19 protein-coding genes are annotated in these 23,296 nt (G+C 71.0%); 9 read left to right on the top strand and 10 right to left on the bottom strand.

Going from position 1 to position 23,296, the window contains the following annotated elements:
- Window positions 1-29 precede the first annotated feature (29 nt).
- Window positions 30-1,322, bottom strand: coding sequence for an MFS transporter (locus IF11_RS0119605; protein ID WP_240627612.1), 1,293 nt, complete (start codon window positions 1,320-1,322; stop codon window positions 30-32).
- 253 nt (window positions 1,323-1,575) lie between these two features.
- Window positions 1,576-2,034: a MarR family winged helix-turn-helix transcriptional regulator gene (locus tag IF11_RS0119610; protein WP_030352944.1), complete on the bottom strand. Its 459-nt coding sequence runs from the start codon at window positions 2,032-2,034 to the stop codon at window positions 1,576-1,578.
- A 174-nt stretch (window positions 2,035-2,208) separates the two neighbouring features.
- Between IF11_RS0119610 and IF11_RS0119615 the strand changes: the two genes are divergently transcribed.
- Window positions 2,209-3,276 (top strand): LacI family DNA-binding transcriptional regulator, encoded by a 1,068-nt coding sequence (locus tag IF11_RS0119615; protein WP_030352945.1) that lies wholly within the window; start codon window positions 2,209-2,211, stop codon window positions 3,274-3,276.
- A gap of 817 nt (window positions 3,277-4,093) precedes the next feature.
- Here the strand turns inward: IF11_RS0119615 and IF11_RS0119620 are convergent.
- On the bottom strand, window positions 4,094-5,077 hold the full coding sequence (locus tag IF11_RS0119620; RefSeq protein WP_030352946.1) for an acetylxylan esterase: 984 nt from the start codon (window positions 5,075-5,077) through the stop codon (window positions 4,094-4,096).
- A gap of 249 nt (window positions 5,078-5,326) precedes the next feature.
- On the opposite strand from IF11_RS0119620, the gene IF11_RS0119625 reads away from it, so the two are divergent.
- The 5 genes from IF11_RS0119625 (at window position 5,327) to IF11_RS0119645 (ending at window position 11,989) form a co-directional block, all read left to right on the top strand.
- A complete protein-coding gene (locus IF11_RS0119625) occupies window positions 5,327-6,571 on the top strand; it encodes a sugar ABC transporter substrate-binding protein (RefSeq protein ID WP_030352947.1) in 1,245 nt (414 codons plus the stop codon).
- A gap of 5 nt (window positions 6,572-6,576) precedes the next feature.
- Entirely contained in the window at window positions 6,577-7,551 is a 975-nt protein-coding gene (locus IF11_RS0119630; RefSeq protein ID WP_030352948.1) for a carbohydrate ABC transporter permease, read from the top strand.
- The gene (locus IF11_RS0119635; protein WP_030352949.1) at window positions 7,548-8,426 is read left to right on the top strand and encodes a carbohydrate ABC transporter permease; all 879 of its coding nucleotides are present in this window, start codon (window positions 7,548-7,550) and stop codon (window positions 8,424-8,426) included. The genes IF11_RS0119630 and IF11_RS0119635 overlap by 4 nt, the downstream gene beginning before the upstream one ends.
- Before the next feature lie 90 nt (window positions 8,427-8,516).
- Window positions 8,517-10,364 (top strand): GH39 family glycosyl hydrolase, encoded by a 1,848-nt coding sequence (locus IF11_RS0119640; protein ID WP_030352950.1) that lies wholly within the window; start codon window positions 8,517-8,519, stop codon window positions 10,362-10,364.
- A gap of 146 nt (window positions 10,365-10,510) precedes the next feature.
- The gene (locus IF11_RS0119645) at window positions 10,511-11,989 is read left to right on the top strand and encodes a glucoamylase family protein (RefSeq protein ID WP_030352951.1); all 1,479 of its coding nucleotides are present in this window, start codon (window positions 10,511-10,513) and stop codon (window positions 11,987-11,989) included.
- Between the two features lie 13 nt (window positions 11,990-12,002).
- Here the strand turns inward: IF11_RS0119645 and IF11_RS0119650 are convergent, their stop codons facing one another.
- The gene (locus IF11_RS0119650; protein WP_106979207.1) at window positions 12,003-13,112 is read right to left on the bottom strand and encodes a glycoside hydrolase family 18 protein; all 1,110 of its coding nucleotides are present in this window, start codon (window positions 13,110-13,112) and stop codon (window positions 12,003-12,005) included.
- A gap of 112 nt (window positions 13,113-13,224) precedes the next feature.
- Here IF11_RS0119650 and IF11_RS0119655 point away from each other — a divergent pair, with 112 nt between their 5' ends.
- The gene (locus IF11_RS0119655; RefSeq protein ID WP_051746060.1) at window positions 13,225-15,372 is read left to right on the top strand and encodes a TPM domain-containing protein; all 2,148 of its coding nucleotides are present in this window, start codon (window positions 13,225-13,227) and stop codon (window positions 15,370-15,372) included.
- An 84-nt stretch (window positions 15,373-15,456) separates the two neighbouring features.
- A complete protein-coding gene (locus IF11_RS0119660; protein WP_030352954.1) occupies window positions 15,457-16,167 on the top strand; it encodes a PspA/IM30 family protein in 711 nt (236 codons plus the stop codon).
- Between the two features lie 91 nt (window positions 16,168-16,258).
- Here the strand turns inward: IF11_RS0119660 and IF11_RS0119665 are convergent, their stop codons facing one another.
- The 5 genes from IF11_RS0119665 to IF11_RS0119685 form a co-directional block, all read right to left on the bottom strand.
- Entirely contained in the window at window positions 16,259-18,814 is a 2,556-nt protein-coding gene (locus tag IF11_RS0119665) for a SpoIIE family protein phosphatase (RefSeq protein ID WP_030352955.1), read from the bottom strand.
- Window positions 18,815-18,961: 147 nt separating this feature from the next.
- Window positions 18,962-19,432, bottom strand: a complete 471-nt coding sequence (locus IF11_RS0119670; RefSeq protein WP_030352956.1) for an ATP-binding protein — start codon at window positions 19,430-19,432, stop codon at window positions 18,962-18,964.
- 227 nt (window positions 19,433-19,659) lie between these two features.
- Complete coding sequence (locus IF11_RS0119675) at window positions 19,660-20,079, bottom strand: (deoxy)nucleoside triphosphate pyrophosphohydrolase (RefSeq protein ID WP_030352957.1); 420 nt, start codon at window positions 20,077-20,079, stop codon at window positions 19,660-19,662.
- Between the two features lie 58 nt (window positions 20,080-20,137).
- A complete protein-coding gene (locus tag IF11_RS0119680; RefSeq protein ID WP_030352958.1) occupies window positions 20,138-20,317 on the bottom strand; it encodes a hypothetical protein in 180 nt (59 codons plus the stop codon).
- 333 nt (window positions 20,318-20,650) lie between these two features.
- The gene (locus IF11_RS0119685; RefSeq protein WP_030352959.1) at window positions 20,651-21,403 is read right to left on the bottom strand and encodes a GntR family transcriptional regulator; all 753 of its coding nucleotides are present in this window, start codon (window positions 21,401-21,403) and stop codon (window positions 20,651-20,653) included.
- Window positions 21,404-21,629: 226 nt separating this feature from the next.
- Here IF11_RS0119685 and IF11_RS0119690 point away from each other — a divergent pair, with 226 nt between their 5' ends.
- Window positions 21,630-22,787 (top strand): threonine synthase, encoded by a 1,158-nt coding sequence (locus IF11_RS0119690; protein WP_037728078.1) that lies wholly within the window; start codon window positions 21,630-21,632, stop codon window positions 22,785-22,787.
- A gap of 2 nt (window positions 22,788-22,789) precedes the next feature.
- Here IF11_RS0119690 and IF11_RS0119695 read toward each other — a convergent pair whose 3' ends face one another.
- Window positions 22,790-23,272, bottom strand: coding sequence for a cupin domain-containing protein (locus tag IF11_RS0119695; RefSeq protein WP_030352961.1), 483 nt, complete (start codon window positions 23,270-23,272; stop codon window positions 22,790-22,792).
- Between the last annotated feature and the right edge of the window lie 24 nt (window positions 23,273-23,296).

Consider the following 23,296-nt stretch of genomic DNA (forward strand, 5'->3'; position numbering starts at 1 on the left):
GGTGGGGCGGTTGGTGCGGGGTGGGGCGGTTATCGGTGGGCGCGCAGCGCCCGGTCGGTGACGGTCAGGACGATCAGCAGCACGCTGAGGACGGCGGAGGCGCCTGCCATCAGATGCAGCCCGTTGTCGCTCGCCGCCTGGCCATAGGCGAGGGCGATCAGGCTGGAGGCCGCTATGGCGCCGATGTACTGCGCGGTGCGCTGGAGCCCGGCCGCGGACCCGATGCTCTCGGGCGGGGCGTGCGCCTGGACCGCGGCCTGGTTGCTCGTACCGATCAGCCCCTGCGGGACCCCGAAGCACGCTCCCGCGAGCAGCAGTACGGCGATCGGGGTGCTGCCGTCGACGAAGAGCAGCAGGCCCGCGCCGCCGGTGAGCAGCAGACAGCCGAGGGTCAGCGGGCCACGGATGCCTTTCGTACGGGCGCCGAGCAGTGAGCAGACCAGCGCGGTCACCGACATCGGGAGCATCAGCAGTCCGGTCTCGCCGGAGGAGAGGCCACGGCCCTCCTCCAGCCACTGCGTGAAGCCGTACATGACGCAGTAGATGAGCAGGTAGCTGACGCCGTGCCGCAGATAGGTGCGGGCGAGCGGGCCATTGCGCACGATCATCCGCAGATCGATGAACGGCCGCGGCCTGCGCAGCTGCCACCACACGAGGAGGGCCGACAGTACGGCGAAGGGCGCGAGCAGCCACCACATCGGATGGGCGAGATCGAGCAGGAAGAAGACGAGGAGGGTCAGGGCCGTGGCGAACAGCCCTATGCCGAGCGGGTCGAGCGTGAGACGTGGGGTGGCGGTGTCGTTTGCGGTGGTGGTGGGCTCGCGGGGCGGGTCGGCGGGGATCCAGATGAGTCCGGCGGCGAGGGCGATCAGCGCGATGGGCAGATTGACGGCGAAGATGCCGCGCCAGCCGACCACGGCGACGAGCAGTCCGCCGAGGGTGGGGCCGACGGCCGCGCTGCCGAGCGAGGCGAAGGAGAGCCGGGCCAGCACGGTACGCGGGGCGGGACGGCCGACCCGCCGGCCCTCGTCACGTAGAACGGACATGGCCGCCGGGTACGCGGCGGAGGTACCGATCCCGAGCAGCAGCCGGGAGACGATGAGCCAGCCGAAGGACGGTGCGACCGCGCCGACCAGGCCGGAGGCGAAGACGACGACCAGGCCCGCGAGGAAGATCCGGCGCGGTCCGAGCGCGTCGGCGAGCTTGCCGAGGACGGGCTGCGCGACGGCGCTGGCGAGATAGAGGACGGAGATCAGCCAGGCGGTGTCGGCGGCGCCGATCCCGAAGCTGTGTCCGATCGCCACCAGCGCGGTGGAGATCATGGTGGTGTTGAGCGGGTTGAGCAGCGAGCCCAGGAGCAGTGGGGCGGTGAGACGGCCGCTGAAACCGGGGGTTTCCGGGTCGCTGGGCGCCGTCAGGTCCGTCTCTGCGGCGCGTACGCCACGTACGTCGCGTGCGCCTTCTCCCGCCCCGAGCGCTTCTTTCGTCCCGGGCCCTTCTTTCGTCCCGGGCCCTTCTTCCGTCCCGAGCCCCTCTTCCGTCCCGAGCCCCTCTTCCGTCCCGCGCGCCTCCGTGTCACTCACCCCTCTCCACCAGCCGGTCCAGCAGGACCGCGGCCTCGGCCAGCGCGCGGCGCTCCGCGCCGTCCAGTTCGCCCGCGATCGCTTCGGAGAGCCAGCCCTGCTTGGCCGCGCGGACCGCGGCGAGCGTGCTGCGGCCGGTGTCCGTGACCGAGACGACGGACTGCCGCCCGTCGTCGGGATCGGGCGTCCGCTCGACCATGCCCTGTTCCTCCAGGGCGCCGAGAGTCAGCCGCATGGACTGCGGACGTACGTACTCCGCGCGGGCCAGCGCGGCCGTGGTCGACGGCCCTTCGCCGTCCAGCCGTGCCAGGACCGAGCGCTGGGAGGGCGTGAGCCGGCTGTCCGGCGTGGTCGTGCGCAGCCGTCGCACCAGCTTGCGGACCACGGCGGTGAGATCGACGGCGACCTGCTCCGCGGTCGGATCTCCGGACCGCTCGGACTTCTCGTGCATACGTCCACCGTAGGAGATAGACAGGTAACCTTGCAAGTCTGCCTGTCATTCTTGGCCGGATCCCGACCCTGGCCCGGAGGGGGCCGCCTTGCTCCCCGGCCGACGCGGCGCCTAGGGTGAATGCGCTTTCATGACACACGCGTTTAACAGCGAAGAAGGGGACGGGTCGGTCGGGTGAGTGCCCCCACGGTGTACGACGTCGCCGAGCGGTCGGGCGTCTCCATTGCGACGGTCTCGCGGGTCTACCGGAACCCCGATTCCGTACGCGCCCAGACCCGCGACCGGGTACTGGAAGCGGCGCGCGCGCTCGGTTACGTACCCAGCGGAAACGCGCGCGGTCTGGCCAGCAGGACCACCGGCGTGCTCGGGCTCTGCTTCCCCGACTACTCCGATCCGGACGCCGAGACCGAGGCCGAGGCGGACGATACGTACGACGACTCCGCGGTGATGCTCTACTCGGACCAGATCATCCGGGGCATGGAGCGGGCCGCGCGGCGGCACGGCTACGCGCTGCTGATCGCGGCGTCCCTGAAGGGCGGTCCGGAGTCGCTGGTGGCGAAGGTCGCGGGACGGGTCGACGGTTTCGCCGTACTGGCGCGGACCGTCCCCACCGAGGACCTTGAGGTGATTTCGCGCCGACTGCCGGTGGTGATGCTGGCCGGGCCGCGCGAGATCGACCATCTCGACCACATCGAAGTGGCCAACTCCGACGGCGAACGGGAACTGACCCGCCATCTGATCCGCGACCACGGCCTGCGCGGCCTGGTCTTCGTCGGGGGCGAGAAGGACTCACCGGACGCGGAGGCGCGGTTCCGGGGCTTCAGGGACGCCTGCGCCGAGGCCGGACTGCCGGTCCCGGACGAACCCGACCTGCGCGCCGTGATGATGACCCAGGCCGAGGGAGAACGGGCCGCCGAAGCACTGCTCGACCGCGCCGACCAGGACGGCGGCCGCCCACAGGCGATGCTCTTCGCCAACGACCAGATGGCGATCGGCGCGCTCCACGCACTGGAGCGGCGCGGGGTGCGGGTGCCCGAGGACATCGCGGTCGCGGGCTTCGACGGGATCCCGCTGAGCCGGATGGTGCGACCGGCGCTGACGACCGTACGCCAGCCGATCCGCCGCCTCGGCGAGGAAGCGGTGGAACTGCTCGTACAACGACTCGCGGAACCCACCCGCGAACCGGTCTCCCTGATGCTCCCGGTCTCGGTGACCCGCAGGGCGAGCTGCGGCTGCGGGTAGCCGGAGGACCAGGGGCCGTCTTAGCGGTTCGGGCCCATGCGGGTGGGGGCGCACCCGTGGAATGGGGCGGCCCGGCCCCTGCTAAGCGACTGACCACCGTGGTCGGCTGGGATTCATGCCCCGCTGGTGGGGGTGTGGGGGTGGTGAAATGGGTGTGACTCATGGGGCGGCAAGTGGGCCGCTGAGAGGCCGTGATGTGCCCCACTGCCCGGTTACCTGGCCGCAGGACGCATCACCGCCCGGAGGACCCCCAGAACACCTCACCAAACTGGGACATACGGGGCACGTTGAGGGCTCCGTCCGCCTTGGACAGGAGCACCCGGCAACGGACCGTCACCAGCGGGGCATGCAGCCCAACTACCCACTCACATCGGCCCGCTGAGCCGGTGCCGGGCCGCCCCATTCCACTGCCGCGCAGACCACCCACCGGCCAGGAGGCCGGGAACGGACCCCAGGAACAAGGGAGCTTCCCCGGGGCCCCCTCCCCCCGGGCCGCCCCTCCCTCAAAGCCGCACTTGCGGTGGAGGGACGGGAGTCAAGGGTGAAGCGAAGCGCAATCGGCGCAGCCGACGCGACGAAGAAGCGCCCTTGACACCCGACCCGCAACCGCGAAACTCAAACCTGAGGGGCGGCCCCCACCCGCCATGACGGATTCCGGCCCACCCCGAATACCCCTCGGTTGCTCACCCGCACCCGCACCCGACAACGAACCGCCACCAGCGGGGCCTGAATCCCAACTACCCACCCCCACCTGCCCGCTGAGCCGGAGCCGGGCCGCCCCGTTCCGCCACCGCGCAGACCGCCCGCAGCCGCCCCCTCACCCCAGCCCCTCCCCGAAGAAGCGTCGGTCCGCCGCCCGCAACTCCCCGTCCTCCCGCTCACTCCCCTCGTGCTCGAAGTGGCCCGCCGTCAGGACGTGCAGTTCGCGGGGGCCCGCGAGTGCGTTGTAGACGGCGAACTGGCCCGGGGGTGGGACCGAGGGGTCGAAGAGGGCCGGTGCGATCAGCATCGGGATGCGGATACGGCTCGCGGCCGTGGCCGCGTCGAAGTACGGGAGTACGTCCATGATCCCCGGGTGATCGCGGTAGTGGGTGCGTACCGCCTCGCCGCTCCCGGCGCAGGGCAGCGTCAGCCGCAGTGGATGGTGGCCGAAGGTCGCTACCGTCAGCCGGCCGCGGGCGAAGCGGTCGTCCCAGGGCAGGGCCAGCGCGCCGAGGCCGCCGCCGAAGCTCTCGCCCGCGTAGCCGAGCCGGGCGCCGCCCGGCGTCGCCAGTTCCGGTACGAGATCGAGCAGCGCGGACGCCGCGCACCACAGGTCGGCCACGCAGTCGCCGATGACATACGTGTCACGGGACTCGATGCCGTGCAGGACATGACGGTCGGCGTCGCCCGGGATGCCCGGTCTGCGGCTGCGGGAACCCATCCCCCGTACGCACGGCAGGATCGCCGCGCCGCCCGGCAGCGGAAGCGGCACGTCCCGCCCCGTCTCCTGGCGTCCGCCGTACCCGTGGCCGATGACGAAGCCGTGCCGCACCGGCCCTTCCACCGGCAGTACGAGCCAGCCGCCGAGGCGCAGCCCGCCGACCGAGGTGAAGGACACCCCGAAGATCCGGAATCCGTCGCGCTCGTCCTCCTGGGGGCCCACCGCCGGCGCCGTCCCCACCCGTAGCGCCGCCTCGTAACGGTCCCGCCAGAATGTGTCGAATCCGTCCGGCGGGGCAGGCGCGGCGATGGTGAGCAGCTCATCGAGGGTCCGGCCATAGGCCGGATCGAAGGGAAAGCCGTGTACGAACGCGGGCATGATCGCGACAGTAGCCCACCCGCCTCGACCCGCCGGACATGAGCGGAATCCATCACATGTGCTTCCGAAGCACCATCAGCCCGGCTTAGCTTACGGAAGCCCCATGCACACATGGCCCACGCACAGATGTCGCACATGTTGCACGAGTGTGACCAAGGCACCCCTTGCGGATTTCCGAAGCGCGGCGGCAGAGTGATGTATGCGCTTACAGGCAGCGCATACATCGGGGAGCTCAAGGAGGAGCCGTCCATGCATCGCACCGCCAGAACCGCCTCTGCCGCCACCGCGCTCGCGGTGGCATTCGGACTCACCGCGTGCGGAAGCTCGGGGGGTGAGGGAGTCGCCGCCGACAAGAAGCAGACCCTCACCGTCTGGGCCATGGGCGCGGAGGGCGAGAAGCTCGCGGATGTCGCCAAGGTGTACGAGAAGGCCAACCCGCACATCACCGTCAAGGTCACCCCCATCAGCTGGGAGGTCGCACACCAGAAGCTCGTCTCCGCAGCCGCCGCCGGCACCCTGCCCGATGTGACGCAGATGGGCGGCACATACATGGGCGAGTTCTCCGAGCTGGGCGTTCTGGAGCCGGTCGACACGGAGGCATTCAAGAAGGACGACTTCTTCCCCGCCGCCTGGAAGCAGGGAGAGGTGAAGGGCGAGGTGTACGGCGTCCCCTGGTACGTCGACACGCGCGTCCTCTACTACCGCACCGACCTCGCGAAGAAGACCGGCATCGACAAGGCACCGGCCGACTGGCCGGAGTTGAAGCAGCTCGCCACCGCGTACCAGGACAAGGCCGGTACGAAGTGGGGCCTCTACCTCCAGCCCAGCGGTCTGGACACCGTACAGAGCTGGTACCCCTTCCTGTACTCGGCCGGCGGCGAGATCGTGTCCGAGGACGGCAAGGCGGCCTTCAACAGCCCCGAATCCATCAGGGCCATGACGGAGTACGCCTCGTACTTCGACAAGGGGCTCACCAAGAAGAGCACCCCGCCCGGCTACGAGGTGCTGAAGGACTTCAACTCCGGTGATGTGCCGATGTTCTTCTCCGGCCCCTGGATCATGACCCTGATCAATGACGACTACCCCGACCTCAAGGGCAAGTGGGCCGTCGCGAAGGTCCCCGGTGACAAGGCGTCCGTCTCCATGGCGGGCGGCTCCAGCCTGGTCGTCTCCAAGGACAGCAAGCACAAGGCCGCGGCCACGGACTTCATCAAGTACCTCACCGGCACCGAGGGCCAGAAGGACTGGTTCACCCGCACCAGCGATCTGCCCGCCAACACCAGCGCCTGGGACTCCGGCACGCTCTCCGACGACCCGGGGCTCCAGATCTTCCGTCAGCAGATGGAGTCCGCCAAGGGCACGCCGGTCCTGGCCAAGTGGAGCGAGATCACCTCGAAGGTCGACGAGGCCCTCGGCGCGGTGACCCAGAACAAGTCCTCGGCCAAGGACGCCGCCGACAAGGCGCAGTCCGAAATCGAAGGGCTCGTGGAGTAGCCGCCGTGAGCACCACGACCGAACCCGCCGCGGACGCGGCCCCGGTGAAAGCAGGGGCCGCGCCGCCGACCAACAGCGCGAACGGCCGTACGCCGCGTTCCCTGGGCGTGCAGAATCTGGCCGGGTGGCTGTTCTCCACGCCCTTCCTGGTGCTGTTCACCGTCTTCATGGCCTTCCCGATCGTCGCCACGCTCGCCATGAGCTTCACCGACTTCGGGCTGCGCAATGTCACCGACCCGCTCTCGGCGGAGTTCATCGGTTTCGAGAACTACACCAAGCTCTTCGGTGACGAGAAGTTCCTCAAGGCCCTGTTCAACACGGCGTACTTCGTGGTCATCGGCGTACCGCTCACCATCGGCGCGGGGCTCGCGGCCGCCGTCCTGCTGAACAGCGGGATCGACCGGGCGCGGACCTTCTTCCGGGTCGGCTTCTACGCCCCGGTGGTGACCAGCATCGTCGCGGTCGCCGTCGTCTGGACCTTCGTCCTCGATCCGTCCGAAGGGCTGATCGCGGGTCTGGCCTCCGAAGTCGGCCTCACCACCCCCGACTTCCTCGGCTCCGAGGCGCTGGCCATGCCGTCGCTGATCCTGATGGCGGTCTGGCGCAATCTCGGCACGGTCATGGTGCTGTTCATCGCGGGCCTCCAGGCCATTCCCACCGATGTACGGGAAGCGGCGCGGCTGGACGGCGCCAGTGCCTGGCAGGAGTTCCGCCGGATCACCGTGCCGCTGGTGCGGCCCACGATGCTGTACGCCACGGTCATCACCACGATCGGCTATCTCAACGTCTTCGAGGAGCCGTTCGTGATGACCGAGGGCGGCCCCTCGAACAGCACACTCACCGTCTCGCTGAACATGTACCGCGAAGGCTTCAACTTCTTCCACATGGGCTACGCGAGCGCCATGGCGTATGTGCTCTTCCTCGTGATCATGGGCATCACCGTGCTCCAGCTCCGTCTGCTGAAGGACAACACGAAATGAGCGCCGCAGAGACTCCGACCCAGCAGGCCGCACCGCGTGAGAACGGGCGCACCGGCCGGCGCGGGAAAACCGGCGTGTACGTCCTGCTGTCGCTCGGCGTGCTGGTCATGTCGGCGCCGTTCCTCTGGATGGCGCTGTCCGCCTTCAAGACCGACCGCGAACTGGCGGCCAGCCCACCGGTGTGGATCCCCACCGAGTGGACCCTGGCGCACTTCTCGCGCCTGCTCGACCGGCTCGACCTTCCGCTCTACTTCTTCAACTCCGTGATCGTCGCCGTGCTGGTGACGGTCTCCAATCTGGTGTTCTGCTCGATGCTGGGATACGCCCTGGCCAAGCTGCGGTTCGCCGGCCGGAACAAGCTGTTCGCGCTGGTGCTCGGCGCGCTCATGGTGCCGGGCAATCTGATGCTGCTGCCCCTGTTCGTCCTGATGAGCAAGTTGCGGCTGATCGATTCGTACGCCGGACTGGTGCTGCCGTTCGCGGCGGGGGCCCTCGGGGTCTTCCTGATGCGGCAGTTCATGCAGTCGATCCCCGACGAGCTGCTGGAAGCGGCCCGGATGGACGGCGCCGGCGAGTGGTACATCTTCTGGCGGATCGTGATGCCGCTGGTCAAACCCGCCCTGGCGACGCTCGCGATCCTCACTTTCCTGGGCTCCTGGAACAACTTCGTCTGGCCGCTGATCGCCACCAACGACCCGGGCAAATACACCCTTCCGGTGGCGCTGGCGACCTTTGCCACCGACCCCAATCAGTCGGAGGGCTCCAACGGAATGCTGATGGCCGGCTCCTTGCTGGTCGTGCTGCCGGTGCTGCTCATCTTCATCGTGCTGCAGCGGTACTTCACCCAGGGCATCGCCACGGCCGGCATCAAATAGCGGCCGGCCCGATCACGTATCTCCGCGCGCTTCCGCACGTCCGCGCTTCCGTAGCTCCGCACCCCCCTCCAAGAAAAGGTTTGTACCCCCATGACCGAAAAGTCCGCCGCTCGCGCCGACTGGGAGTCGCGCATCGGGAAGCCCAGTGACGGGCGACTCACCGGCATCGGTGAGCTTCCCGCTCCCGCCGGTCTGTCCGCCGAGGACGGCACCGGCCATGTGCTGCTGACCTGGCGGCCGGTGCCGGGCGCGCTCGGCTATCTCGTGCACCGCGCCGACTCCGCCGAGGGCCCCTTCGAGCCGCTCGACCACCTCGGCGGCGATGTGCTCGCCGTACCGCACCCGCCGTACGCGGACACGCTGGCCCAGCCCGGCCGCGGCTACTTCTACAAGGTCGCCACCTGGTCGGACACCGGCGCCGGCGCACTGTCCGAGGCCGTGCCCGGCTCCGCGAGGGCCGCGGGATCGCGCCCCGCCGAGGTCACCGTGGCCGTGGACGCGGGGGCCCCGGCCACCGAACTCCCCGGCGTCTGGAACCGGATGATCGGCGCCGAGCACTTCTCGCTGCTCGCCTGGGACAAGCCGGGCGCGGGCGGCTCCGATGTCGCGAAGGAGTACGGCGAGGCGCTGGCCATCGTCCGCGACGAGATCGGCGTACGCTCCGTCCGCGCGCACGGCACCTTCCTGCCCGAGACCGTGACCGTACGCGCCGACGGCTCGTTCGACTTCACCGGCCTCGACACCGTCTACGACCGCTTCCTGGCCACCGGCCTCAAGCCCGTCGTCGAGCTCTCCTTCATGCCGAAGGAACTCGCCTCCGACCCGCACTACACGGTCTTCGACTACAAGGCCCTGGTCTCCACCCCCGCCCAGTGGGAGCGCTGGGGCGATCTCTGCCGCGAGCTGACGGTCCACCTCCAGGAGCGGTACGGCCGCGACACCGTCGCCGGCTGGGAGTTCGAGGTCTGGAACGAGGCCAACCTGGAGGTGTTCTGGAACGGCACCCAGGACGACTACCACCGGCTCTACGAGGTCGCCGTACGCGCCGTGAAGGGCGTGGACGACCGGATCAAGGTCGGCGGGCCCTCCTCCGCCGCGGCCGGCTGGGTCGGCGCGCTGCTGGAGTACTGCCAGGAGCACGACGTCCCCGTCGACTTCGTCTCCACCCACACCTACGGCAACGCCCCGCTGGACTTCCGTCCGATGACCCGCGCCTTCGCCGAGGCGACCGGCAGGCCCGAGCCGGAGATCCTGTGGACGGAGTGGGGCGTCACGCCCACGCACTTCCACCGCGTCAGCGACTCCGTCTTCGCCGCGCCGTTCGTGCTGCGCGGGATGAAGAGCGCGCTGTCGTCCACCGACTGCCTCTCCTACTGGGTGGCCTCCGACCAGTTCGAGGAACTGGGCTGGCCGCCCCGGCTCTTCCACGGCGGTTTCGGGCTGCTGACGGTGGGCAATCTGCGCAAGCCGCGCTTCTGGGCGCTGTATCTCCTCTCCCAGCTCGCCGGCGGCCGGATCCCCGCAGCCGTCAGCGGCGACGGAGCGGGCGCGCTCGTCGAGTCCCTCGCCACCCGCGCCGAGGACGGTTCCACCGTGGACGTCCTGCTCTGGAACGGCACCCTCGACCAGTCCAAGATCGACGGCGCGGCCGTGCTCGACCGCGCCGCGACCGTCCGCGTCACCGGGCTCGTACCGGGCGCCGGCTACACCGTCGAGTCGCGCAGGGTCGATGAGCACCACGCCAATATCCAGGCCGTCTGGAAGGGCCTCGACGGCGGTGACTGGCCCGACGACCAGCAGTGGCAGAAGCTGCGCGCCGCCGACGAGCTGCCCGCCGAGCCCCTCGCCCCCGTCACCGCGGACGCCGAAGGCACCGCCGAGCTGACCGTCGAGCTGCCCAACCCGGGCATCCGCTTCCTGCGCCTCGCCCACGGCTGAGCCACCGGGCTGAACCCCGCGGCTGAGCCACCCTGCTGATCCACCCCGCCACCCCAGACACGGGGGCCGACGGCACCTGACCGTCGTCGGCCCCCGTACGTACCACCCACCACAACTCCACACCCGCCAACAGGAGCTGGACTCTCATGGACCGTCGCACGTTTCTCGCCGCAGCGGGAACCGGGGCCGCCGCTCTGTCCCTCGGAGCCGTATCCACGCCCGCCCTCGCCGCACCCGCCGCCGCCACACCGCTCTCCTCCGACCTACCCCTGCTGCGCCGCTGGTTCCAGGACACGTACCGCTCGATCGAGGCGATGACGACCGACTTCGGTCTCACCGCCGACAAGATCGACATCTCCGGGCCCGGTACGCCCGTCCCCTCGCGGAACACCTCACCCACCAATATCGGCTGCGGCCTGTGGTCCACCGTCGCCGCCGCGGGCCTCGGTGTCATCGGCCGGGACACCATGTACCGCAGGCTGGCGCACACCGTCTCGGCGATCGAGCGGCTCGAACGCCACCACGGCTTCTGGCTCAACTGGTACGACGCGTACGACGGTTCCGTCCTCACGAGCTGGCCCGAGACCGGCGATCCGGTCCGCCCCTTCCTCTCCTCCGTCGACAACGCCTGGCTCGTCACCGGTCTGCGGATCGCCGCCGACGCGGAGCCTCGGCTGCGCGGCCGGGTCGCCGCGATCCTCGCGACCGCGGACTGGTCGTACTACTACACGCCGTACGACCCGGCCGACCCGGTGAAGTACCCCGGCCAGCTCCGCGGCGGCTTCTGGACCGACACCGGTGAACCCACCGGGCACCACTACGGCGCCCTCAACACCGAGCCCCGCATGGCCAGTTATCTGGGCATCGCCGACGGCTCGCTCCCCGGCGAGCACTACTGGCACATGCTGCGCACGATGATCCCCGAGCACGGCCAGGAGCAGCCGCCGGGCGGCGCGTACGAGACCATCGACGGTGTCCGCCTCTGGCAGGGCCACTACACCTACCGGGGCCGCAAGCTCGTCCCCACCTGGGGCGGTTCGATGTTCGAAGCGCTGATGGTGCCGCTCTTCGTGCCCGAGACCGAGTGGTCGCCGCGCTCCTGGGGCACCACGCACCACCGCTATGTGCGCTCCCAGATCGAACACGGTCTGGAGGAGGCCGGGTACGGGTACTGGGGCTTCTCCCCCTCCAATGTGCCCGAGGGCGGTTATCAGGAGTACGGCGTCGACGCGATTGGCATGCAGATCGACGGGTACGCCTCCAACACCGACCGCACCTTCGTCACCCACGGCGAGCCGCTGCCGCCGGCGTCCGCGTACACCAACGGGGTCGTCACCCCGCACGCGTCTTTCCTCGCGCTGCCGCAGGCGCGCGGGGAGGCCATCGCCAATCTGAAGGCGATCGCGGCCGACTTCGGCGCGTACGACGACCGCTACGGCTTCCGTGACTCCGTCAATGTGGGGACCGGCCGGGTCAGCGACTTCGTCCTCGCGCTCGACCAGGGCATGATCGCCGCCGCGCTCGCCCAGGAGCTGCGTCCCGGGCTGCTCCAGCGGCCGTTCCGTACGGGCGGATTCACCTCGCGGGTACGGCCGCTGCTGGCGAAGGAGCGGTTCAGCATCTAGGGCGGCAGCAGCCCTAAGCCTCGTCCAGACGGCCCCAGCCGTCCCGGTAGGACGTCCAGTCCTGCTCGGTCGCCGCGAAGTCGACATAGATCGCGACCCCGAAGCGGTCCCGGTCGCGGTCCGTGCGCCCCAGGCCCAGCCTGACGCCGCGGACCGCGGCCGCGACGGTCTCCGCGTGGCCGTGGTGGCTCAGGTCGTCCTCGTAATAGAAGGGCAGCCCCATCAGCAGGTCGGTGCCCTCCGGCGTGACTTCGAGGGCGAGCGTCGTCTGCTGCGCGACATAGCCGCCGTACAGGCTCTCCAGCGGCATCGCCGTGTCGTACGACATGACGGCGATCTGGTCGACCCGCCGGGCGACCTGCGCGAAGAACGCCTGCGACCACCACTTGGGGTGGCCGGTGAGCGCGTCGGCGACGGAGTGCAGCGCGGGCAGCGGATCGATCTGGTGGGCGGCGACGGAGAGCGGCACCTCCCGGGCCCGGGTGAGGGCGCGCAGATCGTCCAGGAGCGAGAGATAGTCGCGGTCGCCGGAGTGCAGCGGCTCCAGATCGAAGTGGACGCCGTCGAAACCCGCGTCCAGGATCTGTCGGGCGGAGCCCACCACGGCGGCGCGGGACGCGGCCCGCTCCAGCCGCAGTCCGTCGGGGGTCTCGGTCGCGAGCTTGTCGCCCAGCCAGGCGTGTACGCGTACGCCGGGGATCTCGCGGTGGACGGCGTCGATCAGCCACTGTGCCCGGGGGTAACGGGCCGTGGGGAGGGTGCCGTCATGCTCCAGCGGGCCGGCGTGGACGTACAGGTCGCGTATCCCGGTCCCGCGTATCCGCTGCGCGAAGGCGTCGAGATCCGCGTCCTTCTTCCGGCCGTCCACCCAGGCGTGGCCCAGCCAGATGGCGTCCTTGCCGCGGGTACGGGTGCCGTCCTGGAGGTCGCCCGCGTAGGTGAGGCGCAGGGCGACCGCGCCAGTGATGGCCGGTACGGCGAGCAGGACGGCGAGCGCCAGCGCGACCCGCTTGGGCCACCGCGCGCGGGGAGCGCGCCAGACCCGTATCAGTGTCCGTCCGAATCCGCGCAGTTGTGCCCGCAAGGCTGGCCCTCCCCCGTGTGCCCATGACCGGCCGGTCATGGAGACGCTCAGGCTATGCGCGGGCGCTGCCCGATGACGGCACGGCACCCGTTCCAGGAGGCGCTATGTCCGGTCGCGCCCACCCTTTACGGGACATAACCTCCCAAATGTGATGCCACTCGTAAGCCGCCCTCGGTCCTGTCGCCCCAGGACCCTTAGGACCGGTATAGCCGCCCGGACCCTGCTGGCCGCGCTGGTCATGGCGTGGTGGCTCGTCGTACCCACGGCTCAGCGGGCCGCCGCCGAGCAGCCGATCCCGCTCGACCGGCAGGGGCAGATCACCGACAAGGTGGGGGCGCTCGGCGCCCAGCGGCCTGCCGTGAGCCGGGCGCTCGACCGGCTCTACAACGACCGGCGTGTGCAGCTCTTCGTCGTGTACGTACGCGACTTCTCCGGACACTCGCCGCGGAGCTGGGCCGACACCACGGCCACCCGCAACGGCCTCGGCCGTGACGACCTCCTGCTGGCGGTCGCGACCCATGACCGGCAATACGCCTACTCCGTGGACACCGCCTCGCCCCTCACCGCCGACCAGCTCGCCACGGTCGCCCGCACCGCCGTCGAACCCGCCCTGCGGCAGAACGACTGGTCGGCCGCGGCGATCGGCGCCGCCGACGGATTCGGCGCGGTGCTCGCGGGCCGGCCGGTGCCCACGCCCGCCATCACACCCGGCGTGGCGGACCCGGGCGGTCCGGCGGCCGACGGAGGCGCGGCGACCAATCTGGTGCTGCCCGTCATCGTGGTGATCGGGGCGGCGGCCATCGGGGCGTACACCTTCACCAAACGCAAGCGGCGGATGGCGGCCCGTACGACACCGCAGGGCGGGCGGCGGCAGGGCTGGGGCTCCCCCGGCGGTACGGAGCGGCCCGCGCCCACTCCGCTGCCCGAGCTCGACAGCCGGGCGAAGCAGGTCCTCGTCGAGACGGACGACGCGCTGCGCACCAGTCAGGAGGAACTGGGCTTCGCCACCGCGCAGTTCGGCGAGGAGGCGGCGGCGCCGTTCACCGACGCCGTGGCCTTCGCGAAGGGTCAGCTGACGCTCGCCTTCCGGCTGCGCCAGCAACTGGACGACGCCTTCCCGGAGGACGACCCGACCCGTCGCCGGATGCTGGACGAGATCATCGCCCGCTGCGCGGAGGCCAACAGCCGGCTGGACGCCGAGTCGGAGGGCTTCGACCGGCTCCGGTCGCTGGAACGGAACGCACCGCAGGCCGTCGAGAGCGTCGGGGCCACCTTCCGCGAGCTGAACGGGCGGGTCGCGTCGGCGCGGGACACGCTCGCCGCGATGCGCGAGCGGTACGCCGACTCGGCCTCCGCGCCCGTCGCGGACAGCGTCTCGCAGGCGGAGGACCGGCTCGTCTTCGCGTCCACCGCTCTCGACGAGGCCCGCGGCTTCACCGACACGGGCGACAACGGCCGGGCGGCCGTGCATGTCCGGGCGGCGGAGGCGGCCGTCGGGCAGACGGCCACGCTCGTCGAGACGGTCGAACGGCGCGCGCAGGAGCTGGCCGAGGCGGCCGGAAAGCTTCCCGGCGCGCTGACCGAGACCGAGACGGATCTCGCCGACGCGCGCGGGCTGCTGAGGGGCACGACGCAGGGGATGTCCACGGCCGACCTCCAGGGCCGGATCGGCCGCGCCGAGGCGGTGGTCTCGGGCGTACGGCGCGAGCTGGACTCCGGACGGTACGACCCGATCGACGCGCTGCGCCGGGTCGAGGAGGCGGACGCGGTCCTCGACGAGGCGCTGACCGGGGCGCGGGAGCGCGAGCAGGGCAGCCGCCGGGCCGGCACGCTCCTCGATCAGGCGATGCTCACCGCGCGCTCGGCGATCGGCGCCGCCGCCGACTACATCGGCACGCATCGCGGGGCGGTCGGCAGTCAGGCCCGTACCCGCCTGATCGAGGCTCAGCGGCGGCTGGAGCTGGCGCACGCCACATCGGTGTCGGGCGACGCGCAGGGGGCGCTGGCCGAGGCGCAGCGGGCGGACGCGCTGGCCCGGACGGCGCAGGACCTCGCCGAACAGGACGTGCGGTCGTTCGGGAGCCGGTACGGCGGCAGCGGTGTCCAGGGAGCGGGAGCCGGACTCGGCGGCGCCGTGCTCGGCGGGATCCTCCTCGGCGGCCTGTTGGGCGGCAGGGGCGGCCTCGGCGGCGGGGGGTTCGGCGGGGGTTACCGGGGCGGCGGCTATCGCGGCGGCGGCCCCGGCAGCTTCGGCGGCGGGGGTACGCGCGGCCGGATGGGCGGCGGCGGCCGGTTCTGACGCATCACCTGTCCCTGACGGAATCACGTTTCCCGGACGGAATCACCTTTCCCCACAAGGACTTTCCCCACAAGGAGAAGAGCCATGACGAAGCAGACCATCCTCGGCCGGGTCAGCCAGCTGGCGAAGGCCAATATCAACGCCCTGCTGGACCAGGCGGAGGATCCGCAGAAGCTGCTGGACCAGCTGATCCGCGACTACACCAACAACATCGCCGAGGCGGAGGAGGCCGTGGCCGGCACCATCGGCAATCTGCGCCTGCTGGAGCAGGACCACACGGAGGATGTGGCCGCGGGCCGTGAGTGGGGCGCGAAGGCGCTCGCGGCCAGCAAGAAGGCGGACGAACTGCGCGTGGCCGGACGGACCGAGGAGGCGGACACGTTCGACAACCTCGCCAAGGTCGCGCTGGAGCGCCAGCTCCAGTCCGAGAAGGAGGCGAAGACCGCGGAGCCCACGATCGCCTCCCAGACGGAGGTCGTGGACAAGCTCAAGACCGGTCTGGAGCGGATGAAGGTGAAGCTGAACGAGCTGAAGGCGAAGCGCGACGAGCTGGTGGCGCGGTCCAAGTCGGCCGCCGCGCAGAACCGGATGATGGACGCGGTCAAGAACATCAACGTCCTGGACCCGACCAGCGACCTCGGCCGGTTCGAGGACAAGGTGCGGCGCGAGGAGGCGAGGGCGATGGGCAAGCAGGAGCTGGCGGCCTCGTCGCTGGACGCCCAGTTCGAGCACTTGGACAGTCTCGGCGACAGCGCGGAGGTCGAAGCGCGGCTGGCGGCGCTGAAGAGCGGCTGACGGCACGGGCCCGGGACGGAGCCGACCCCGGCGGGTCCCGGGACGGGCGGCCGCCTCAGGCCGGGGGCCGACGACCGTCCCGGGCCCGGCGTCAGAACATGCTCAGCAGCTGCTCGACGGTCGGCTCGGCCGACGAGTCACCGTCGGGCAGGGCCAGTTCGAACCAGACCGTCTTGCCACGCGGCGTCCGGCGCGAACCCCACGCCGCGCTCAGCAGCCCGACCAGCTGGAGGCCCCGGCCGCCCTCGTCGGTGTCGCGGGCCCGTCGCCGCCTCGGCTGCACGAGTCCCGCGTCCCACACCTCGCAGACGAGGGTACGGTCGAGCAGCAGCCGCAGCCGGATCTCGCCCTCGCCATAGCGCATGGCGTTGGTGACCAGCTCGCTGACGAGCAGCTCCACGGTGTCCACCAGCGGTTCGAGATCCCAGGCGAGCAGCTGCGTACGGGCGAGCTCCCTGGCCCGGCCCACCGAGCGCGGCTCGCGGGGCAGCCGCCAGTCCCCGACCGCCTCGGCCGGCAGCCCCTGGATACGGGCCATCAGGAGGGCGATGTCGTCCTCGCCGTGCCGGGTGTCGAGCGTGTTCAGTACGTGGTCGCAGACGTCCTCCAGCGGACGGGACGGATGGGCGAGAGCCGCGCGGAAGGCGTCCAGGCCCTCGTCCAGCGGCTGGTCCCTGGACTCGACCAGCCCGTCGGTATAGAGCGCGAGCAGCGCGCCCTCCGTCACGTCGACCTCGACCTGCTCGAACGGCTCACCGCCCACACCGAGGGGCATCCCGGGCGGCACGTCGAGCATCAGCGCCTCCTCGCCCGGTTCGACGAGGACGGGCGGCAGATGACCGGCGTTGGCGAACGTGCAGCGCCGGGTGACCGGGTCGTAGACGGCGTACACGCAGGTGGCGAGATAGACCTCCGCGAGGTCCGCGTCGCGTGACTTGTGGGCGACGCGCGAGGCCTGCTGGGCGCCGCTGGGCGAGCCCAGTCCGCGGGCGATCTCGTCCAGCGCGGAGAGCACTTCCGCGGGCTCCAGATCGAGCAGCGCGAGCGTACGTACGGCCGTGCGCAGCTCGCCCATGGCGACGGCGGCCCGCAGACCGCGCCCCATGACGTCGCCGACGACCAGCGCGGTGCGGTGGCCGGGCAGTTCGATGACGTCGAACCAGTCGCCGCCCACTTCCGTGGCCGTGTTGCCGGGCAGATAGCGGCAGGCGATGTCGAGCCCGGCCGCCTCGGGGTCACCGGGCGGGAGCAGGCTCCGTTGCAGGATCAGGGCGCGTTCGTGCTCGCGCCGGTAGAGGCGGGCGTTGTCGATACAGACCGCCGCGCGCGCGGCGAGTTCCACGGCGAGCGCCCGGTCGCGCTCGCCGAACGGCTCGCTGCCCTTCGTACGGGAGAACTGGACGAGCCCGATGACGCTGTCGTGAGCGACCATCGGTACGGCGAACGTGGACTGTACGAGGCTGCCGGCCGCGCCGGGGATGGTCTGCACCCGGCCGGTGCGCAGCGCGCTCGCGCTGAGCGAGCTGAACGGGAACCGGTGGACGGCGCCGACCTCCGGCGGGACATATCCGTCGCCCTCGCCGCCCGGCCCGGTCAGCGGTACGTCGGAGACGGCGCTGGCGAAGGCGACCCGGCGCAGCCGGGCACTCCCGCCGCCGGAATCGGCCTCCGAGGAGCCCCAGCGTCCGGGCGGCGCCTCCTCGCCGGTGAGCAGGCTCTGGTAGAGGTCGACGGAGGCGAGGTCGCAGAAGCCGGGGACGGCCACGCCGAGCAGCTCGCGCGCGGTGGTCTCCAGATCCAGGGAGTTGCCGATGCGGGCGCTGGCCTCGTTGAGGAGGGCGAGGTTGCGGCGGGCGCTCGCGGCCTCCCTGGCGGCTATATGACGGCGTGTGACATCGGTGCCGACCCCGGCGACCCCGATGGAGCGGCCGGAGCCGCTGTGCACGCGATAGAGGTTGACCGACCAGTGCCGGCGCTCCGCGTCGCCCGGCCGGGTGCCCACGATCTGGAGGTCGGTGACGGACTCCCCGGTCTTCAGGACGCGTTCCAGGGCGGCGGTCATCCGCTCGGCCTCGGGGCGGGAGAGGTAGTCGTGGACCGTACGGCCCTGGTGGTCGTCGGCCCTGCCGCCGAAGACGGTGGCGAAGCGCTGGTTGGCGCGCTGCACCTTGAGGCGGGTGTCGAACAGCAGGAAGCCAAAGGGAGATTGGCCGAAAATGGCCTGCGAGGCGGCGAGGTCGGTTTCGATCCGGCGCAGGGCTCTGACGTCGACGACGATACAGAGCGCGGCGCGTTCACCACGCTCCGTCTCGCTCGGCATCACATAGACCTCGGCGAGCCCGTGCTGCCCGCCGGCGCCGTTCGTACGGAACGGAACCAGGCCGGTCCACTCCTTGCCGTCGAGGATCTCCTTGACCTTGCGATGGCCGCGCGAACGCTGGTCGGCGGGCATGAACACCTCGACCGGGTCCCGGCCCCTGACCTCGTCGGCACCCACCCCGAACAGCTCGGCGGCCCGCTCGCTCCACTGGTCGACCAGCCCGTCGGGGCCGATCGAGAACGAAGCCACCTTGATGTAGTCATAGATCGAGCCGGGCGGACTGCTCTGCCATACGACGTCGCCCGCCGCCCCAGATATCTCGCTCACGCGACCGTCCCCTCCAGCTCACGCACCGGACCGGCCATGCCCGCAGTATTCAGCACTACGGCCCCAGCCGACACGGCGTTCACGATCACAGCACGGTCTCGTTCTTTTTGAGCCGAGTCCGCTGTGATCGTTCTCCCTTCCAGACTTCTAACCAGGGAGGGGCAGCTCGAACCACACGGTCTTACCAGTCTTCCCGCGGCGCGTGCCCCAACGCCGGGCGGAAACCGCCAGAAGCTGGAGTCCCCGGCCTCCTTCGTCGTCGGGACCGGCGGGACGTTCGGTGGGGGGATCGGGCAGCGGATCGGAGACTTCCACCAGCAGCGCGGCACGCTCCGTGACGGCGGAGCCCTCGGCGCCGTCGGGACCACCCGGGTCGCCCGGTCCCGGCTCTGCGGGGCGGATGGCGAGCCGGACCCCGATCGGCCCCGAGGTGTAGCGCAGGGAATTGGTCACCAGCTCGCTCACCAGCAGGACCGCCATATCGCCGACCGACGGCGGCAGACGCCAGGCGTGGAGGGTGTCACGGACTGCATGGCGGGCGGAGCGTACGGCATCGAGTTCGGCAGGGAAGGTCCATTCGGCGCATGCGCCACCCTCTGTGTCGATCAAGCCGATCACATCCCCAGACCGACGGCAGACCCGCGTCCCTTTTAGGGGGGTTAATCAGCACATACCCGATATCCATCACGGCTACCGTCGCAGCCGTCGTCACAGGGGATGTCCACCGGGACAAACGGACTACGCCCCCGGCGCATATGACGTACCGCTGGTCACACCGCCGCGCATGCCTCGCGCACTCGCCGCGCGCTTCTCACGCGCTCTCCGCGCCTCGGCCGGCGTCCAGTTCAGGGGATCCGGCGGGTCGGCGCGGACGCGGCGCGCAGTCGGCGGGCCGCCTCGGCCACGGCCGGCCGGTCCTGGTCGAGCCAGTCCACCGTATGGATCTCGTCCGGTCCCAGCCAGCGGAGTTCGTCGTGGTCCTCCAGCGGCCGGGGCTCGCCGGAGAGCAGCCGGGCCGTCCAGACCTGGAGTACATAACCGGGCTTGAGCGGCCACTCACCGGGAATCCGCTCCACCGGCTCTGTCTCCACGCCGAGTTCTTCCCGCAGCTCACGCACCAGCGCCTGTTCGGGCGTCTCCCCCGGTTCCAGCTTGCCGCCGGGCAGCTCCCAGCGGCCGGCCACTTCGGGGGGCGCGCTGCGCCGGGCGGCCAGCAGCCGCCCCCGGTCGTACACGGCGCCCGCCACCACCACACGTTCACTCATGCGCCGGAGCGTAACGCGGCCTCGACCAGGGGCGTGACGTACCACTCCCCGACAGGCCCTAGCCGGTGGTCTGGCTGACGCGCTCCACCCAGTAGATCCGCTGCTGTCCGCGGCCGTCGAGGCTCTCGACTATCTTCTGCGCCTCGTCCTGGGTGGCATATCGGCCGACGCGATAGCGGTTGCCGTTGTCGTCCTCCCGTATGACGAGCCACGGGAGCATGGCTCCGCCGTCGTTCATCGCGCTCCTCCCGCCGCCGACCTGCATCTCTCCGAAGATCTCCAGGAAACCGCAATCCGCATATGCCGGAGCCTACGCCTGACCTTCACAGAGCGGATACGCGTTTGTACAAAGAGATACACATCCGGCCAAGAAAACGCCGAAAACCGGGGGCGGCACGGGGCTCTGCGCGCCCCCCGGCCGTCCCGCGCGCCCGATCGGGCCCCGAGGGCGCGCCCGATCGGCCCGTACGGCCGGACGCGGGCATGCCCGTTCGGCCCGTACGCTCCGGGCCGTACGCGCCGTCAACTCCCCGCGGGCGCCGGGCCGTCGGCCAGACGGCCGGACCGTCCGTCACTTCACGGAGAGGTGGTACGCGATGCGGTACCGGTCCGCGGGGACGACGACCTCCGCGGTCTCCACGGCCCGCCCCGACGCGTAGTACGTCCGCTCCAGGACCATCACGACATGGCCGGGCACCCCGCCGAGCGCCATGAGCTCCTCCGCCAGCCCGGGGCGCGCGCCGACCTCCTCCAGCACGTTGTCCACGACGATGTCGATGGCCGCCATCCGCTCGACCACCCCGCAGCCGCCGAGCGGCCCCTCCTCGGGCAGCATCACCGGCGTACGCCCCGTGACCGCGAGGGGCTCCCAGGAGGTGGAGAGCATCATCGGCTCGCCCGCCTCCCGGAAGACGTAGCGCGTACGCATCACGCGGTCGCCCGGCTCGATCCCCAGCCGGGCGGCGATCTCCGGCCCGGCCTGGTCCTGCTCGCTGCGGGACTCCCAGGTGCCCCGCGCGCCCGTCGCCGCCTGCTCCTGGCGGAACGGGCTGGAGCCGGACGGCGGCCGGTACCCGGACCGGGCGATCCGGCGGGGGACCGGGCGCTCGCGCACGTACGTACCTGATCCGGAGCGGCCCTCGACCAGCCCCTCGGCCATCAGCACCTTGCGCGCCTCCAGCGCGACCGTGTCGGAGACGCCGTACTCCTCGCGGATACGGGCCTGCGAGGGCAGCCGGGTATGCGGCGGCAGGGCGCCATTGGCGATCTTCTCGCGTAGATCGCTCGCAACGCGGAGATAGGCGGGCTGCTCACCGAAGGCCACGGGCCACTCCCATCAGGTTGACAGACAGCAACAGCGTGGCAACCGTCGGTTGATCACCGCAAGCATGGGCCAGAGTTTCACCCGAAGTGATGACTTGCGTTTAAGCAGGCACTTACCGCAGGTACGCCCCGTCGCGCCCCGCTGCCGCACCGGGCGCACCACCGCGCACCACCGCTCGACTGCGCCGCGCGCGCCGTGCGCACCGTGAAACTGCGATGCTGCGGTCATGACCACGATGTACGTCTGCCCGGCCGACGGGACCCGCGCACCCGTCGAGTCGCTCGCCTGGTGCTGCCCCGTCTGCCGGGGCCCCTGGGACCTGGACTTCGAGGCGTCGCCCGTACCTCTGAAGTCCCTTTCCTCCCGGGTCAATTCGCTCTGGCGGTACGAGGAGGCGCTGCCGCTCTCCGCGCCGGTCACGACGCTCGGCGAGGGCCGTACCCCGCTCGTACCGCTGACCTCGTCCGTCTCCGCCAAGCTCGACTTCCTGATGCCGACGCTCTCCTTCAAGGACCGAGGCGCGGTGATGCTCGCCGAACTGGCCCGGCGGCTCGGCCCGGAGCGGGTGATCGCCGACAGCAGCGGCAACGCGGGCACGGCGATCGCGGCGTACTGCGCACGGGCCGGGCTGCCCTGCACGGTGTACGTGCCCGAGTCCGCCTCGCCCAAGAAGACCGAGCAGATCCGGGCCCACGGCGCGCGCCTCGAACGCGTGCCGGGTGACCGTGAGGCCACCGCAAGGGCCGCCCGCGCCGCCGCCGGTGAGCCGGGCACGTTCTACGCGAGCCATGTCCACAACCCGTACTTCCTGCACGGCACCAAGACCTATGTCTACGAGCTGTGGGAGGACCTCGGCGGACGCCTCCCTGAGACGATCGTCGTACCCGTCGGCAATGGCACGCTGCTCCTGGGCGCGGCGCTCGCCATCGCCGAACTGTCCGCGCACGGACTCATCGACGGACGCCCCGCGCTGATCGCCGTCCAGGCCGAAGCGGTCTCACCGCTGGCGACCGCCTTCCGGGCGGGCGCCGAGGAGCTGCGGGCGCCCGCCGAGAGCGCCCCCACCCTGGCCGAGGGCATCGCCATCCCCAACCCGCCGCGCGCCCGGCAGATCCTGCGGGCCGTACGCGCCTCCGGCGGCACCTTCCGTACCGTGACCGAGGATCAACTGCGCGCCGCGCAGCTCGATCTGGCCTCGCGGGGGCTCTTCGTGGAGTCCACGGCCGTGGCCTGCTGGGCGGCGGTACGCGACGAGGGCGACGGGACCAGCGGGGCCGATGAGACCGACCGGGCCGGCCTCTCCGTCGTCGTACCGCTGTGCGGCGCCGGCGCGAAGACCGGCCTCGCGCCGGCGGCCGGGGCGGGCGGTCAGTCCGCCCAGTAGGTTCAGTCCGCCCAGTAGGTGTCGTGCCTGATGTAGAAGGCGGACCGTTCCTCCTCCGTCATCCGGCCGACCGTGGAGACCTTTTCGAAGTACTCCTCGCGCGGCGCCCCCGGCGCGAACAGGATCAGGATCGACGCCGGTTCGTCCGCGTCGTTGCGGAATCCGTGCAGCCCGCCCGGCGGCACGTACAGGAAGTCGCCCTTCTCCGCGTCGATCCAGCCCTCCCCGGTATAGAGCCGTACGGTCCCGTCGAGTACGTAGAAGGACTCCGAGATCGTCTTGTGGAAGTGCGGTCCCGGCCCGCCGCCGTGCGGCACCATGTCCATCCGGTACAGCCCGAACTCGCCCCCGGTGGAGCCCGAGGACGCCACGAAATGGGTCCGGCCGCCGGACGGTGACCGCACGTCGGCGGGGGTGTCGGCGGGCCGGTGGATCATATTGATCTCGCCCTGGTCGCCGGTGTAGCGGGGCTCCGGATACGACATGTCCTCTGCTCCCATCAGCCTGTC

The organism is Streptomyces scopuliridis RB72, from assembly GCF_000718095.1.
In the GTDB taxonomy this organism is placed as follows: Bacteria; Actinomycetota; Actinomycetes; order Streptomycetales; family Streptomycetaceae; genus Streptomyces; species Streptomyces scopuliridis.

Coding starts and splice junctions, on each gene's coding strand:
- IF11_RS0119605 (WP_240627612.1), bottom strand. CDS start 1,322: ATGATCTCCACCGCGCTGGTGGCGATCGGACACAGCTTCGGGATCGGC.
- IF11_RS0119610 (WP_030352944.1), bottom strand. CDS start 2,034: ATGCACGAGAAGTCCGAGCGGTCCGGAGATCCGACCGCGGAGCAGGTC.
- IF11_RS0119620 (WP_030352946.1), bottom strand. CDS start 5,077: ATGCCCGCGTTCGTACACGGCTTTCCCTTCGATCCGGCCTATGGCCGG.
- IF11_RS0119625 (WP_030352947.1), top strand. CDS start 5,327: ATGCATCGCACCGCCAGAACCGCCTCTGCCGCCACCGCGCTCGCGGTG.
- IF11_RS0119635 (WP_030352949.1), top strand. CDS start 7,548: ATGAGCGCCGCAGAGACTCCGACCCAGCAGGCCGCACCGCGTGAGAAC.
- IF11_RS0119640 (WP_030352950.1), top strand. CDS start 8,517: ATGACCGAAAAGTCCGCCGCTCGCGCCGACTGGGAGTCGCGCATCGGG.
- IF11_RS0119645 (WP_030352951.1), top strand. CDS start 10,511: ATGGACCGTCGCACGTTTCTCGCCGCAGCGGGAACCGGGGCCGCCGCT.
- IF11_RS0119650 (WP_106979207.1), bottom strand. CDS start 13,112: ATGACCGGCCGGTCATGGGCACACGGGGGAGGGCCAGCCTTGCGGGCA.
- IF11_RS0119655 (WP_051746060.1), top strand. CDS start 13,225: ATGCCACTCGTAAGCCGCCCTCGGTCCTGTCGCCCCAGGACCCTTAGG.
- IF11_RS0119660 (WP_030352954.1), top strand. CDS start 15,457: ATGACGAAGCAGACCATCCTCGGCCGGGTCAGCCAGCTGGCGAAGGCC.
- IF11_RS0119675 (WP_030352957.1), bottom strand. CDS start 20,079: ATGAGTGAACGTGTGGTGGTGGCGGGCGCCGTGTACGACCGGGGGCGG.
- IF11_RS0119680 (WP_030352958.1), bottom strand. CDS start 20,317: ATGAACGACGGCGGAGCCATGCTCCCGTGGCTCGTCATACGGGAGGAC.
- IF11_RS0119690 (WP_037728078.1), top strand. CDS start 21,630: ATGACCACGATGTACGTCTGCCCGGCCGACGGGACCCGCGCACCCGTC.
- IF11_RS0119695 (WP_030352961.1), bottom strand. CDS start 23,272: ATGTCGTATCCGGAGCCCCGCTACACCGGCGACCAGGGCGAGATCAAT.